Raw genomic sequence first — 14,519 nt, 5'->3', positions numbered from 1 at the left:
CTGCTGCGGACTCCCGGCAACTGCACGGACAGGACGGCGGACGCCTCCGCGGGCGCGCGGGCGGACGGGCCCGCCGCCGGGACACCGGAAGCCACGGCCGGGGTGACGCTGGCGGCCACGCTCGACTCGCCGACCGACATCACCCTGCGCTGGAAAGGCCGGGACCCGGGGGCGGCGGGGCACGTCGTCGAGTTCGCCACCGAGCGGCAGGGGCCGTACACCGTCCTGCAGTTCGCACCGCCCGGCCGGCGCACGTACACCCACCCCGATCTCATCCCGATGACCCCCTTCTACTACCGGCTCCGGCCGTACTACGGGCCCGCGTCGGACGCGGTCGACATCGCGTTGCCGCCGGGCGGGTTCGACGAGCGGGACCAGCAGAAGGACCACGGGTGGGCCGAGCCCCGGAAGCTCCCCGGTGACGAAGGGGCCGGAGCGGCCCGGCATCCCGTCACGAGAGGCCCGGACAGGGCGGCGGCGCCGACCGGGCTGAAGGCGACCGTCATGCACGCCAACGGTGTGAGGCTCACCTGGCAGGACCACGCCCGGGACGAAGTGGGCTATCTGATCGAGATACGGCCCGCCGGCGAACGCGAGTACCGGGTCGCCGCGGTCCTCGACGCGGACATCGAGTCCGCCGGGCTGATCACCCTGCCGCAGGAGAAGAAGGCGGCGATCCGCGTCCGGCCCCTGCGCTACGGACAGCAGTCCAACATCGTCCACCGGACCACGGGCGCGGAGACGTCCGGCTGAGCAGGAGCAGGAGCAGGAACAGGAGCAGGAACAGGAGCGGGAGGCCGGCGGCCGACGCCGGCCCCCGGCCCCCGGGCCTCTGGCTACCGACGGAACGTCGCGTTCGCCCCGCCGGCCTTGTGCACAACGGCGCAGGCCCGCAGCGGTACACCGCCCCTAGCCTCGCCGGAACAGCACCAACGAGGGGCGGTACCGGTGAACTGGCTCATCCGCGACTACCGCGAGAGCGATCTCGCGGCGGTGGTCCACCTGATCGACACCACGGCCGAACTCGGCCAGGAGTCGGTGTTCTCACTCGCCGAGTGCATCGGCGCGCTCACCTCGCGCCAGCCCGCGGTCGTCGCCGTGCACCAGGGCGTACCGATCGGCGCGGCGCTCGCCACCGTGGCGGGCGAGCGTGCCTGGGTGATGCGTATCGCCATCTCCTCCGCCTGGCGCGGCCGGGGCCTTGCGAGCGCGCTCCTCGTGGAACTGGAGCGGCGTCTGATCGCGGCCCGCGTGGGACGTATCGCCTATGTGCTGCCCGAGGAGGAACTGCTCGGCGAAGGCCTGCTGAACGCCGGATACACACGGCAGCCCGCCGTCGCCTACTTCGAGAAGGTCGAGCCGTTGCACGGCCCGGCCGCCAATCTGCTGGAGGACCTCGGCGGCCGGTTCCTGCCGAGCGATCTGTGGACCAGGGTCGCCGGCATGGAGGCCGAGAAGGACCTGATCGAGCGGCGGGTGGTGCTGCCGCTGGCGGAGCCCGAGCGCGCCGCCCGGCACGGGGTCCGACCGCCGCGCGCGGTCGCGTTGTTCGGTCCGCCGGGGACGGGAAAGACCACGTTCGCCCGTGCCGTCGCTGCACGGCTCGGGTGGCCCTTCGTCGAACTGCTGCCGTCCCGGCTCGCGGACGAGGGCAATCTCGCGGCCGCGCTGCGCAGTGCCTTCGCCCGGATCGCAGAGCTGGAGCGGGTGCTGGTCTTCATCGACGAGGTCGAGGAGATCGCCCCCGTGCGCGGCGACGCGGTGCAGGTGGGCGGGATGCACGGTGTGACCAATGAACTGCTCAAGCTCATCCCGGGTTTCCGGGAGGGCGACGAGCGTCTCCTGGTGTGCGCCACCAACTCCGTACGCTCACTGGACCCGGCCTTCCTGCGGCCCGGCAGGTTCGACTACCTCATCCCGATCGGCACGCCGGACGCGGCGGCCCGTGCCGCCATCTGGTCCCGCTTCACGGACGGCCGCCCCGACGTCGAGGTCCCTGTCCTGGTCGCGGCCAGTGAACTGTTCACGCCCGCCGACATCGAGCACGCGGCGCGGATCGCGGCCCAGAGCGCGTTCGAGCGGGACCTGGAGACGATCGGCGGCGACCCGCTCGACCGGCGCGACCTCGGTGCGGGGACCGAGGACTATCTGACGGCGATCTCCCAGTGCCGTCCGACGGTGACGACCGAAATGATCGAGCAGTTCGGAGCGGACATCACCGCGCACGCACGGGTGTGACACGAGTACTCAACCTCCCCTTTTCCGTTGGCCCTTGCATTCGAGCCATCGTGGTCATTCCCGATCGGTAAACGATCAGTAAATGGGAACGGAGTGTCGATCGCGGCGGATACGTTCGAGCCGTGAATGCGAAAAACCTTCCCCAGGCCGGAACAGGCCTTCCGCGGACCGGTGCCGGCCTTTCCCGGGTCGGCGCCGGACGCCGCGCGCTGCTGCGCGCCGCGGTCGCCGGCGGTGCGACCGCGGTCGGCGGCCTCGCGCTCCACGCGACGCCCGCCACAGCGGCACCGCGGACCGGCACCCGCCCGGCCACCCCCGCCGAGGCGCTCGCAGAGCTCTCCGCGGGCAACCACCGCTGGCGCGCTTTCCGTCAGCACCACCCCCACGAAACCAGGGCCGTTCGCCATGCCCTGGTATCCGGACAGAACCCCTTCGCGGTCGTGCTGGGCTGCGTCGACTCGCGTGTACCTCCGGAGCTGGTCTTCGATCAGGGCCTCGGCGATCTGCTGACCGTACGGTCGGCGGGCGAGGTGCTGGACGAGGCGGTGCTCGGCAGCGTCGCGTACGGTGTACTGGAACTCGCCATACCGTTGGTCCTCGTGCTGGGGCACCAGTCCTGCGGCGCGGTCAAGGCGGCGGTCCACGCCGACGAGACGGGGGAGGAACTCCCCGCGCACATCCAGTATCTGGCCGACCAGATACGCCCGGCGATAGACCGCGGCCAGCATGGCGACGCGCGTGTCGACTCGACGATCAACCGTCAGGTCGCCCTGGTGCGCCGCCGGCTCGCGGCGGAACCCGACCTGGCGGCGAAGATCGCGAGCGGTGAACTGGCCGTCGTCGGGGCGCGCTACGAACTGGACAGCCAGCTGGTGCACGCGATCGCCTGACGCCCCCCGAGGGTCTCGGTGAAAGCCCCGGCGGCGGCGAAGATGCCGCGGCCGGGGCGCGCGCATTCGCCGGCGGCGCCCTTGCGCACCGCCGTATGGTTCTATACCAGCTGAATGGTGAGTCAGTAGGTGGCCACGACACGGGAAACGGAAGATGACCAACGAGACGGAAATACCAGCCCTCCTGGGCAGGCCCGAGCGCATGTGGGAACGCGCTGTCGTCCTCGTGCTGATCGCCGTCACCAGAACGGCCCGTCCCGCATTCCGCCTGGGGGAGCGCGCGTTGGAGTGTTCGCATTCCAATGGCGGGTGGAATCTGGAGCTGCTGCCGGACGGCAACGCGGTCTTCTTCGGCCAGGATGTCGACTGCAGCGACACCACGTACAGGGGTGACAAGCCCGTCGACCTGCTGGCGGGCGCTCCCCCCTGGCTGCCCCACGGCAGGCTCCGTGATCTGAACGACGGCTATGAACTGGGTTATCTGTACTGGTGGGAAGGGAGCCGCTGGGGCCGGGCCCCCTACCCCGACTTCGTCGAGGACGACGGTCTGGCCGCCTCCTGCGACGGCTACGCCGGACTCTTCGACGACAGGTCCCTCGCCGACAGCTTCGCGGACGCGGGCTACCGGGACCGTGAGGCGACCGAGCGCTTCACGGCCCGGGTCGCGGCCCGCACGGTGAACGCCGAAGCCCTCAGGGACCTGATGGACTCGACCTCCGATCCGAGCCCGCTGCCGTGGGAGTCGCGGCTGCCGAGCGCCCTGGAGTGGGCGCAGCGGCTGGGCGTCGCCGAACCGGACCCACAGCAGCCCGCCTGAACGGACAGGGGCGTACAAAGCCCCGCCGGATCGAGGTCTCACGGCTCCCGCTGAGCGGGCCGCACGCGTCGTACGTATCCCTTCCCGTACGCCCCCGCACGCCCGAAGGGACCTTCAGCATGGGATACGCGACCCGGAGCCGGCGGGCCGCCGTGTTGCTCACCGGCCTGCTCGTACTGCCGCTCGCCGGCTGCTCCGCCGAGCAGGACGGCGCGACGGACGAGAAGGCGGCGGCGAGGCAGGCGGCGGAGGAGCGGACCGCGGCGAAACAGCAGCCCCGCTCCGACGCACCCGCACCCGCGCCCGCGCCTGCGCCGGCTCCCGCGAACGTCGAGAAGATCGGCGCGCTCACCGGCTGCACTCCCGAGGTCCGCATTCAGGCCAAGGAGCTCCGCGAAGGCGTGTGCACGACGGCGCAGGGGAGTTGGACGGTCACCACCTTCCCCGAGGAGAAGTTCAAGACGATCTGGCTGGACAGCGCCCGGATGTACGGCGGGACCTATCTGGTCGGGCCGCGATGGGCCGTCGGCGGGAAGCCGGAGCTGCTGGACACGCTGCGCACCGAGCTCGGCGGTGAGGTCGTGCGTCTGCGGGACGCGGCCCCGGGCAGCAGCCCGTCCTCCTGACGCCCCCGCATCACTGGCCTCAACTGCCGCACCGACAGCGGAGTCGCGCACCGTCGATGGGCCCACCGTGCCCGTGCGGCCACCCCGCCCTCGAAAGGAAGATGGCGCCCGAACAGGACTCCCTGCCGGCGAGGTCCGGGACTGGACCGCGGAGGCCGTGCCGGACGTGCGGGCATGGCGATCTTCCGCTGACCGGCGCGCCGCCTGCGCGGCACCCGCACCCCGGCGGGCCGGGCGTGGCAGACTTCCGGCCGATGAACGTCCGGCCCCGCACGGCCGTACTGCTGACTGGCAACGACACCTGGACCGTCACCGCCACGGTCGGTCCGTCATACGCCGGCCGGGCAGGAGGGACATGCTGTGACCCTGTCTTCTTCGAAGGCGCGACTGGCAGCGCTGCGCACCGATCTCGAGCGCCGCAATCCGGCACAGCCCGAATTTCATCAGGCGGCGACGGAAGTGCTGGACACCCTGGCGCCCGTACTCGCCGCCCGGCCCGAGTACGCGGAACCGGGGCTCGTCGAGCGCCTCTGCGAACCCGAACGGCAGATCATCTTCCGCGTGCCCTGGCAGGACGACCGCGGTGAGGTTCAGGTCAACCGCGGCTTCCGGGTCGAGTTCAACAGCGCGCTGGGCCCCTACAAGGGGGGTCTGCGTTTCCACCCCTCGGTGAACCTGGGTGTGGTGAAGTTCCTCGGCTTCGAACAGGTCTTCAAGAACGCGCTCACCGGGCTCGGCATCGGGGGTGGCAAGGGCGGCAGCGACTTCGACCCGCGCGGCCGCTCGGACGCCGAAGTCATGCGCTTCTGTCAGTCGTTCATGACCGAGCTCCAGCGGCACATCGGCGAGCACACCGACGTCCCCGCGGGTGACATCGGCGTCGGCGGCCGGGAGATCGGCTATCTGTTCGGCCAGTACCGCCGGATCACCAACCGCTGGGACGCCGGCGTCCTCACCGGCAAGGGGCAGGGCTGGGGCGGCTCGGCGATGCGCACCGAGGCGACCGGGTACGGCAGCGTGCTGTTCGCCGCCGAGATGCTGCGGCTGCGCGGCGAGGAGCTCCAGGGCCAGGCGGCCGTGGTCTCCGGTTCCGGCAACGTCGCCATCCACACCATCGAGAAGCTGACGCGCAGCGGCGCCCACCCCGTGACCTGCTCCGACTCCGAGGGCTGTGTAGTGGACGAGAAGGGCATCGACCTCGAACTCCTGCGGCAGATCAAGGAGGTGGAGCGCGCCCGGATCAGCGAGTACGCCAAGCGTCGCGGCGCCTCCGCGCGCTTCCTCCCCGGCGGCCGGGTGTGGGACGTGCCCTGCGACATCGCCTTCCCGTCGGCCACCCAGAACGAACTGCACGCCGACGACGCGCTCTCCCTCGTGCGCAACGGGGTCAAGGCCGTCTCCGAGGGCGCCAACATGCCCACCACCCCGGAGGCCGTGCGCATCCTCCAGGACGCGGGTGTGGCGTTCGGCCCGGGCAAGGCCGCGAATGCCGGAGGTGTCGCGGTCAGCGCCCTGGAGATGCGGCAGAACGCGTCTCGCGACGTGTGGACCGCGATGCGCGTGGAGGAGGAACTCACCGTCATCATGCGGGACATCCACCAGGTCGCCCACGAGACGGCGGAGCGCTACGGCGTTCCCGGCGACTACGTGGCAGGTGCCAACATCGCCGGATTCGAACGGGTGGCGGACGCGATGCTGGCCCAGGGCCTGATCTAGCACCGGCAGCCCTTCTGTGGACCAGGGGTCCGCACCGTCGTGGTGCGGACCCCTGGCTCGGGCCGCTCGCCGTGTCAACGGCCCTGTAGCGCCTTGACGTTGTTGCCGAACGTCCAGTTCTTCGACCCGTCCCAGTTGACGGACCAGGTCATCAGACCCTTGAGGCCGCCGCCGTACGTGTTCCAGGCCTGCGCGACCAGGTTCGGCGCCATGTGGCCGCCGCCGGCGCCGGGCTGGGCCGGCAGACCCGGGACCTGCTTGTCGTACGGCACCCGGATCGTGGTGCCCTGGACGACCAGACCCTTGTTGAGACAGTTGGTCTGCGCGGTGAAGCCCTGGACCGTCCCGGCGGAGTAGGAGTCGCCGGAACAGCCGTACATGCTGCCGTTGTAGTACTGCATGTTGAGCCACCACAGCCGGCCGTTGTCGGCGTACTTCTTCACGATCGGCAGGTACGCGCCCCAGATCGAGCCGTAGGCCACGCTGCCGCCCGTGACGTAGGCGGTCTCGGGTGCCATCGTCAGACCGAAGCCGGCCGGCATCCGGGCGAGCACACCGTCGATGATGTGGACGAGGTTGGCCTGTGAGGCCGACAGCTGGTTGATGTTCCCGCTGCCGACGAGACCGGTCTCGATGTCGATGTCGATGCCGTCGAAGTTGTACGCCTGGAGGATCGGCACCACGGTCTGGATGAACCGGTCGGCGACGGCACGGGAGCTGAGGTCGATACCGGCCGTCGCGCCGCCGATGGACAGCAGGATCGTCTGGCCGGACGCCTTGGCCTGGCACATCTCGGCGGGGGTGGCGACCTTCACGGTGGAGTCCATCCCGTCCTCCCACAGGACGGTGCCGTCCGAACGGATCACGGGGAAGGCCGCGTTGAGGACGTTGTAGCCGTGCTCGCGGATGCGGGCGTCGGTGATCGGTGTCCATCCGAAGGGCGGATGGACACCGTTCGAGGCGCCGTCCCAGTTCTCCCAGTACCCCTGGAGCACCTTGCCCGAGGGCTTGGCCTTCAGCGCGCAGGTGACGGCCCGCGGCTCACCCGGCGCGGGCGGCGCGCTCGGTGCCGCGGCGACCAGCAGCTGTACGACGCCCGCCATCGCGAGACCGACGCCCAGCAGACGTAACTTCCGTCCGATCATGCCGTGCTCCCTTCGTGCCGGATTGTTGCCGGAGGAGTTCAGCGTCTTGTGGTCCAGACCTTTCGTCAATAGGTCTGGACCAAGTCGGCGGGCTGGTACGCCGGTTGACGAGGCGGCAGGGGTACGGTCGAGCCGAGTGCGGAGACACCAGGGGGCGCATGTGGCACGAGTGGTGGAGTTGGCGTACTACCCCGTCAAAGGGTGTGCGGGCAGCGCGGTGCGCGAGGGGGTGCTGACACCCGCGGGACTCGCACACGACCGCAGTTTCATGGTGGTCGGTGAGCAGGGGGTGTACCGCACCCAGCGCCGGGACCCGCGGCTCGCGCTGATCGTCCCGACGATCGTCGACGGCGGGCTCGGGCTCACCCTGGAGGCGCCCGGGCACGAGCCGGTCGCGATCCCCGTCGACACCACCGGACCACGCAGGGATGTCGATCTGTTCGGGGCCGCGTTCCTCGGGATCGACCAGGGCGAGGTCGCCGCCGACTGGCTCTCCACCGTCCTCGCCGCACCGAGCAGGCTCGTCCGCGTGCCGCCCGAGCACCGCCGGGTGACCGACGGCCGCACCCCCGGCACCTCCGGCTACGCCGACAGTTGCGCCGTCCACCTGCTGTCCCTCTCGAGCCTCGACCTGCTGAACGCGAAGCTCGCCGAGCGGGGCGCCGCGCCGATGCCGATGGACCGCTTCCGCCCCAACATCGTCGTCGGCGGCTGGGACGAGCCGCACACCGAGGACCGCGCCCGGCGGCTCACTCTCGGAACGGCGGAACTGGGCTACGCCAAACTCGCCATTCGTTGCGCCGTCACCGTGGTCGACCAGCGGACCGGCGAACGGGACGGGCCGGAGCCACTCCGCTCGCTGGCGGCCTACCGCCGCGCGAGGGAGGGCGGCGTCGCCTTCGGTGCCAAGTTCGCGGTACTGCGGCCGGGCACGATGTCCGTGGGCGACGAGTTGGCGGTCGGCGCGTGGGGAGGGACCGAGCTGTAGCCGCGGCGGGCACTCACCCGCGGTCGTCGTCCGGCAACGGGAAGAAGCTGCCGCCCTGCTCGTCCGGCGACGCGAAGAAGCCGCCGCCCTGCTCGTCCGGCAACGTGAAGAAGCTGCCGCCGTGCTCGTCGACGTGCACCACGTACCTGCCCACGCGGACGACCTGCACCGGGCCCAACCGCCAGGCGCCGCACGGCCCTTGGCTGCCGGGCAGGGGGGTCCAGACCTCGTGGAACGTGCTGCCGTCCGGGTTCGTGCCCGATTCGGTCATGTCGCCGCCGGCCGCACGCTCCAGCCGCCCCACGTCCTCGCCCGGTTCCCCGACGTCGTGATGGAAGCGGACCAGACCGTCCTCGTGGACGGTGACACCGGCGAAACCCCGGCTGTCGGCGTACCGGTCGCCGGCCTGGAGCCAGACCACGTGCTCGTTCTCCAGCAGCGGTCCGCCGTCGCGGCTGATTCCGGCGCGCAGCCATGCGCCGGGAGTGGGTGGCTTCACCCGCCCAGCATGTCAGCCGCCCGGCGAGCGAGCCGGGCAACGTGTCGGCGGCCCGCCGTGTCGGCGCTGGAGCACCTCAGCGGCCGAGTCCGTCAGCGGCGCCAGAGCCGCCGCAGTCCACGCGGCTGCGGGACAGCACCCGCCGTGGCTGCGCCCGCCACGCCCGCCGCGGCCGGCTGGGCCGCCTCACGCCGCAGGAAGTACTCCGCGTCCTTGGGGCGGCCCATCTCGGTGGTGCGGGGCCTCGGCGCCGGCTCCAGGTGCGGAATGTACTTGGAGCAGTGGACGTACGCCTCGTGGACCGTCACGTGCACCCACAACTGCGCCTGCCGTCCCGGAGCCGCGTCCCGCGGCAGGCCGGGGTGCGCGGCGCGCTGCTCCTCGTCGGTGCGCAGTTCTGCCGCGCCGTTGACGTGCAGACCGATGTGATGCCGGGTGAAGTCGACGAACAGCAGGCCGAGATGGGGATTCTCGACGAGGTTGCCCACGCCGGCCAGGACGCCGTTGCCGCGGTACTCGGGGTAGGTCAGCGTGCGGTCGTCCAGCACGGTGACGAACCCGGGCGGCCCGCCGCGGAACGTCGCGTCACAGGCACCGCCGGCGTCCGCCGTGGACAGGAACACCATGGTCTGGTCGCCGATGAACTCCCGCATGGCAGGCGTGAGAACGTCGTGCATCTGACGGTCGTAGAAGTCGGCCGCCCGCTCGGCGGTGCCGAACTGCTTCTGGGCCAGCCGTTCCCCGTAGGAGCCGAACTCCTGGTCGTTGGTGGTCACGGCGGGTGGGCCTCCTCGGAAAAACGGCTGGATCCGGCGGAGGCTCATTTTCGTCCGCCTCGCCTCGCCCCGTCCAGGGACCGGGAGATGTGCCCGACAGGTCGTCAGCGGTCCGGCCCGCTGACGAGCCCTTCGCCTCACCTGCCCGGGCGCTCCGGCCGGTACGCGTCCTGCCGGTCCGGCTTCCCCGGATGCTCGCCCGGCCCCTCGGTGTGGCTGGCCAGAGGGGTGGGGGACAGCGCGGTGCTCTCCTCGCCGGGCTCCAGCAGGGTGTCCGCCGGGCCGACGATCAAGGGATCGGGACGGCCGACCGTCTCCTTGTCCTTGCTCGTGTAGTCCAGCTGGGAGAGCAGGCTGCGCATCGCCTCCAGCCGCCCGCGCCGCTTGTCGTTGCTCTTCACCACGGTCCACGGGGCATGGCTGGTATCCGTGGCCCGGAACATGTCGACCTTGGCGGCGGTGTATTCGTCCCACAGGTCCAGTGACGCGAGGTCGGTGGGGGAGAGCTTCCACTGCCGTACCGGGTCGATCTGCCGGATCGCGAAACGCGTGCGCTGCTCGGCCTTGGACACCGAGAACCAGAACTTCACCAGCACGATGCCGTCGTCCACCAGCATCTGCTCGAAGCGCGGGCACTCGTGCAGGAACAGCTCGTACTGCTCCGTGGAGCAGAAGCCCATGACCCGTTCGACACCGGCCCGGTTGTACCAGGAGCGGTCGAAGAAGACGATCTCGCCGGCCGCGGGCAGATGCGCCACATAGCGCTGGAAGTACCACTGGCCCGCTTCGCGCTCCGTCGGCTTCTCCAGCGCCACCACGCGCGCGCCACGCGGATTCAGCCGCTCCGTGAAGCGCTGGATCGTGCCGCCCTTGCCGGCCGCGTCACGCCCCTCGCAGATGACGACGAGCCGCTGGCCGGTGTCCTTGACCCACCGCTGGAGCTTCAGCATCTCGATCTGGAGCAGCCGCTTGCGCCGCTCGTACTCGGCACGCGGCACCTTGCGGTCGTAGGGGTAGTTCTCGCGCCAGGTCTTGATGGGGCGGCCCTGCTCGTCCAGCAGAACCGGATGCTCGGGCCTGCTCTCGTCCACCATCAGGCCGTCGAGGAGGCTGTGCTGGTCGTCCCGGTCGTGTGCGTCACTCACAAACGTCACCTGTCTCGCAGCCGTGGAGGGATGGAAACGCCCTGCCGGTACACACCAGTAAACGGGTCCGGGCGCCGTGGGGCACCCGGCCGGGTCAGGGCGCCGGCCGGGACGGGTTCAGCGGTAGGTGGAGTGGGCGGTGCGCTGCGACGGCAGCCGCAGCGGGTGACGGCCACCCGCCCGACGGCCCGCCGCGCTGCCGGACGGCACCCGAGGACCCTGGTCGGAGAGGAGCTCCTCGAGATGCGCCCGGCCGGCGACCATGGCTCGGCGCATCGCGTCGGCGTCGGTGACGCCGGCCGCGGCCTGCTGCGCGGCGGCGTGCAGCAGGCGGGCACCGTCGACGTGCCGCGGGAAGTGCACCGACAGGACGTCGAGCTGGCGCTCGCGCGACTCGGCCGTCAGGCCCCGGTCGGAGGCGAGCCGGCTCAGCAGCTGGTTGGCCCGCGCCGCCGCGGCTCCGGGCGCGTCGACGAACTGCTCCTGGAGCCCCGACCAGCGACTCAGATACTGCCGCCGGGTGGTGTCGGTGAGCGAGAAGGGGCAGAGACCGCCGAAGCGCCGCAGCCGGTCGGCAAGTTCGCGCTCGGCCGCCCGCACATCCCCGCCCGCCAGCGCGACCACCCGGTCGTACTCGGGTCCGAAGCGGCGCGTGAGCGTGGCCGTGCTGTACAGCTTCACCGGCCGCGCGAGCAGGAGTACCGCGATGATCGCTGTTACCAGTCCCAGAATCGCCAGGATGCTCACGGACATGGTTCCTGCCTTTCGACGAGGTCTCCACGGCTTGCGTGTGTCACTGCGTGTTACCAATGCCCCGGCGAGTAAACACCCCGGGTGACGGAGTGGCTACCACCGGTTCCTCGTGCCCCGACTCCGCACCCACCTGTGCGGGCTCTGCTCACAGATAGCGGCGGATGGGCTGCACCGCGGCCTCCCGGGCGCGCTGGAGCACCGACCGCCGCTTCCAGCGGCCGCCCTTGATCGGCTCGCTCCGCGCGGCGTCCTCGTCGAAATGACCGTCCAGGGTCGTGGTGAACTCCTCGTCGAGGACGGCCAGCATGACTTCCTCGTCGTGTTCGAGCGACCGGCGGTTGAAGTTGGTGGACCCGATGAGCGAGGCCACGCCGTCGACCGTGATCACCTTCGCGTGCAGCATCGTCGGCTGGTACTGGAAGATCTTCACGCCGCAGGCGAGCAGCTCGTCGTAGTAGTGCTGCCCGGCCAGCTGGCAGACGCGCTTGTCGGTGTACGGGCCCGGCAGCAGGATCTCCACCTCCACGCCCCGCCGCGCCGCCGCGCACAGCAGATCGATGAAGTAGGCGTCCGGCGAGAAGTACGCGGTGGTCAGCCGGAAGCGCTCCTCGGCCGATTCCAGCATGACCCGCATGAGCGTCTGCATGTCCTGCCAGCCGAAGCTGGCCGAGCCGCGCACCACCTGCACGATCGCGGAGCCCTGCCGCTCGTGCTCGACGAACCGGTCGCGTTTGTCGAAGAGTTCGTCGTGGCACTCGGCCCAGTTCTGCGCGAAAGCGGCGGCGATGCCGTCCACCGCAGCGCCCTGGAGCCGGACGTGCGTGTCACGCCACTCGTTCTCGTTGCGGGCGTCCCCGCACCACTCCTCGGCGATGCCCACACCGCCGGTGAAGGCCGTCGTCTCGTCGACGATGAGCGCCTTGCGGTGGCAGCGGTGGTTCTGCTTGAGCGGCGACAGGTACAGCGGCTTGCGGAACCAGGCCACCTGCACGCCGTCCCGCTCCATCATCGTCAGCTGATCCTTCTCGATCAGCCGGCAGCCGAAGCCGTCCAGCAGCAGCCGCACCCGCACACCCGCGCGTGCCCGCTCGGCCAGGGCCTCGGCGAACTCCTTGGCGATGTCCCCCCGCCAGTACACGAAGGTCATCATGTCCACGGTGTGCTGAGCCGACCTGATGCTCTCCAGCATGGCCGCGAAGATCTCGTCCCCGTTGCGGAGCGGGACGAGGCCGTTGCCCTCGGTGGCGGCGATGCCGATCAGGCGCTCCAGCCGCCGCCGCAGACGCTGGATGCGCTGCTCGGGCGTGGACGCCTCGGCGGCGAAAGCCTCGCCGGATCTCGCGGGACGTATCCGCGGCTGGTCCTGTGTGCTCGTCATCGATTCACTGCTCCGGTGCAAGAGGGGCGTCGCGTCGGAGGACGGCGACGCCGGGACGGTATCCAGCAAGGGACCCCGACCGGTCCGGTCGGGGCCACGAGGATGCCGGCGGGTGCCCGTGATCGAGGAACCCTCTTTCCAGCCCCCCGGTCCGCCGCATGCCCCCGCGGCAACCGAACATGCCGTCCGCCTTTTCCACGAAGCTCACGGGTTTACGGGACGTGTGAGCGGTGACGCGACTGTCAGGACCTGTTGTCTAGCGGACTTGGAAGTGAACAGCTGTGGCTGAGAACCAGAAGGCCAAGGCCAAGATGGAACAGACCAAGGGCAAGGCCAAGGAAGCGGTCGGGCGCACCGTGGGCAACGAGCGGATGACGGCGGAAGGCCGCGCCGAACAGGCGAAGGGCGACGCCCGCCAGGCCAAGGAGAAGACCAAGGACGCGTTCGGCCACTGAGGTCTGCACACACTGTCGGGCCCGTCGCACCCCGCTGTGCGACGGGCCCTTGTCCTTCGGGGTCCAGGGCCCCACCAGGACGATGCCCAAGGAGTGCTGGAGCGTGTCTGCTGATGAACTGACGGGACCGGTGCACCCGGTTCCGCAAGGTCCCGCCGAAGCGCGCAGGGAAGTGGAGTTCCTGCTGCACGAGCGATTCTGCCGGCCCGATTCCGAACGCGACGATCACACCCTGACGGATGCGTTGCTGGTGACCTCGGAATTGGTGACGAATGCTCTTCTTCACGGTGGCGGCGTCGCGGACTTCGAGGCGGAGCTGACGAAAGAAGGTGTCCGTGTGAGCGTGAGCGATCACAGCGACGAGATACCGACCGTCCAGGAACGCACCGACTCTCATGGCCGGTTCAGAATCGGGGGACACGGCTGGCGTGTGATCAGCCGGATCGCGCGGGACGTGGCCATCACGCGCCATGACGGCGGGGGAAAGCGGATCTCCGTCCTGGTCCCGTTGATCTGATCCGCGGCCGATCCCCGGACGGGCCGGCTTTCCGGTTCCCGGTCCACGAGGACCGTCCCTCCCGGTCCCCGGCGCGCAACCGTGGGGGATACTGGCCCGGTACCCACCCGTGAGGGATGGGGGCGCCTTCGGGTTTCGCCTCCATCTCCTCGGGATCGGGTGTGTGAGCGGGCGGATCGGGGGCACACGCCCCTTCGTCACACCGTCTTCAGGGGAGGGACCTGACATGCCGAGCGCCATACCGTCCACGCACCGCAGCCTGTCGGACTCGGCAGAGGCGACGGCCGGGGCTCCGCAGTGGGTGGGGGACCTGCCGTGGGTCGAGGATGCCGGCAAGGTCGCGCCGAAGGATGCGAAGAGCCTGTCCAAGGTCTTCTTCGACCGGCTGCAGACCCTCGAAGAGGGCACGCACGAATACCAGTACGCGCGCAACACCCTGATCGAGATGAACCTCTCGCTGGTGCGGTTCGCGGCCAACCGCTTCCGCAGTCGCGGCAACGGCGAGATGGACGACATCATCCAGGTCGGCACGATCGGTCTCATCAAGGCCATCGACCGCTTCGAACTGAGCCGCGA

At 70.4% G+C, this 14,519-nt stretch carries 16 protein-coding genes; 10 read left to right on the top strand and 6 right to left on the bottom strand.

Annotation, left to right across the window (positions count from 1 at the left end; genetic code table 11):
* The 6 genes from ACFWU3_RS35800 to gdhA all read left to right on the top strand — a co-directional run.
* Window positions 1-753: fibronectin type III domain-containing protein (locus tag ACFWU3_RS35800; protein ID WP_384445703.1), on the top strand; the 753-nt coding region annotated here is incomplete at its 5' end.
* A 195-nt stretch (window positions 754-948) separates the two neighbouring features.
* Window positions 949-2,238, top strand: coding sequence for an ATP-binding protein (locus tag ACFWU3_RS35795; protein ID WP_384445701.1), 1,290 nt, complete (start codon window positions 949-951; stop codon window positions 2,236-2,238).
* A gap of 122 nt (window positions 2,239-2,360) precedes the next feature.
* On the top strand, window positions 2,361-3,128 hold the full coding sequence (locus tag ACFWU3_RS35790) for a carbonic anhydrase (protein ID WP_384445699.1): 768 nt from the start codon (window positions 2,361-2,363) through the stop codon (window positions 3,126-3,128).
* Between the two features lie 154 nt (window positions 3,129-3,282).
* Entirely contained in the window at window positions 3,283-3,945 is a 663-nt protein-coding gene (locus tag ACFWU3_RS35785) for a hypothetical protein (protein ID WP_384445697.1), read from the top strand.
* Between the two features lie 119 nt (window positions 3,946-4,064).
* Window positions 4,065-4,571, top strand: a complete 507-nt coding sequence (locus ACFWU3_RS35780) for a hypothetical protein (protein WP_384445695.1) — start codon at window positions 4,065-4,067, stop codon at window positions 4,569-4,571.
* Between the two features lie 360 nt (window positions 4,572-4,931).
* A complete protein-coding gene (gene gdhA / locus ACFWU3_RS35775) occupies window positions 4,932-6,287 on the top strand; it encodes an NADP-specific glutamate dehydrogenase (RefSeq protein WP_384445693.1) in 1,356 nt (451 codons plus the stop codon).
* 74 nt (window positions 6,288-6,361) lie between these two features.
* Here gdhA and ACFWU3_RS35770 read toward each other — a convergent pair whose 3' ends face one another.
* Window positions 6,362-7,429, bottom strand: a complete 1,068-nt coding sequence (locus ACFWU3_RS35770) for a chitinase (protein WP_384445709.1) — start codon at window positions 7,427-7,429, stop codon at window positions 6,362-6,364.
* Window positions 7,430-7,592: 163 nt separating this feature from the next.
* Between ACFWU3_RS35770 and ACFWU3_RS35765 the strand changes: the two genes are divergently transcribed.
* Window positions 7,593-8,420 carry an MOSC domain-containing protein gene (locus ACFWU3_RS35765; RefSeq protein WP_384445707.1) on the top strand — a complete coding sequence of 276 codons (828 nt, stop codon included), beginning with the start codon at window positions 7,593-7,595 and terminating at the stop codon, window positions 8,418-8,420.
* 13 nt (window positions 8,421-8,433) lie between these two features.
* Here ACFWU3_RS35765 and ACFWU3_RS35760 read toward each other — a convergent pair whose 3' ends face one another.
* The 5 genes from ACFWU3_RS35760 to ACFWU3_RS35740 form a co-directional block, all read right to left on the bottom strand.
* On the bottom strand, window positions 8,434-8,919 hold the full coding sequence (locus ACFWU3_RS35760) for a hypothetical protein (protein ID WP_384445691.1): 486 nt from the start codon (window positions 8,917-8,919) through the stop codon (window positions 8,434-8,436).
* 92 nt (window positions 8,920-9,011) lie between these two features.
* Complete coding sequence (locus ACFWU3_RS35755) at window positions 9,012-9,695, bottom strand: pyridoxamine 5'-phosphate oxidase family protein (protein ID WP_384445689.1); 684 nt, start codon at window positions 9,693-9,695, stop codon at window positions 9,012-9,014.
* A 137-nt stretch (window positions 9,696-9,832) separates the two neighbouring features.
* Window positions 9,833-10,789 (bottom strand): polyphosphate kinase 2, encoded by a 957-nt coding sequence (gene ppk2, locus ACFWU3_RS35750; protein ID WP_384445705.1) that lies wholly within the window; start codon window positions 10,787-10,789, stop codon window positions 9,833-9,835.
* A 168-nt stretch (window positions 10,790-10,957) separates the two neighbouring features.
* The gene (locus ACFWU3_RS35745) at window positions 10,958-11,593 is read right to left on the bottom strand and encodes a hypothetical protein (RefSeq protein WP_384445687.1); all 636 of its coding nucleotides are present in this window, start codon (window positions 11,591-11,593) and stop codon (window positions 10,958-10,960) included.
* A 145-nt stretch (window positions 11,594-11,738) separates the two neighbouring features.
* Window positions 11,739-12,971: a phosphatidylserine/phosphatidylglycerophosphate/cardiolipin synthase family protein gene (locus ACFWU3_RS35740; protein ID WP_384445685.1), complete on the bottom strand. Its 1,233-nt coding sequence runs from the start codon at window positions 12,969-12,971 to the stop codon at window positions 11,739-11,741.
* Window positions 12,972-13,252: 281 nt separating this feature from the next.
* On the opposite strand from ACFWU3_RS35740, the gene ACFWU3_RS35735 reads away from it, so the two are divergent.
* The 3 genes from ACFWU3_RS35735 to ACFWU3_RS35725 form a co-directional block, all read left to right on the top strand.
* Complete coding sequence (locus ACFWU3_RS35735; protein WP_313943387.1) at window positions 13,253-13,426, top strand: CsbD family protein; 174 nt, start codon at window positions 13,253-13,255, stop codon at window positions 13,424-13,426.
* A gap of 103 nt (window positions 13,427-13,529) precedes the next feature.
* Window positions 13,530-13,943 (top strand): ATP-binding protein, encoded by a 414-nt coding sequence (locus ACFWU3_RS35730; RefSeq protein WP_384445683.1) that lies wholly within the window; start codon window positions 13,530-13,532, stop codon window positions 13,941-13,943.
* Window positions 13,944-14,169: 226 nt separating this feature from the next.
* Window positions 14,170-14,519, top strand: a 350-nt coding sequence (locus tag ACFWU3_RS35725; RefSeq protein WP_384445681.1) for a sigma factor, incomplete at its 3' end; no start/stop codon positions are given.

The sequence above is a fragment of the Streptomyces sp. NPDC058685 genome (genome assembly GCF_042714725.1).
Taxonomy (GTDB): Bacteria; Actinomycetota; Actinomycetes; order Streptomycetales; family Streptomycetaceae; genus Streptomyces.
Note: the sequence above shows the minus strand (reverse complement) of the source record. Positions and strands in the feature narration are given on the sequence as shown.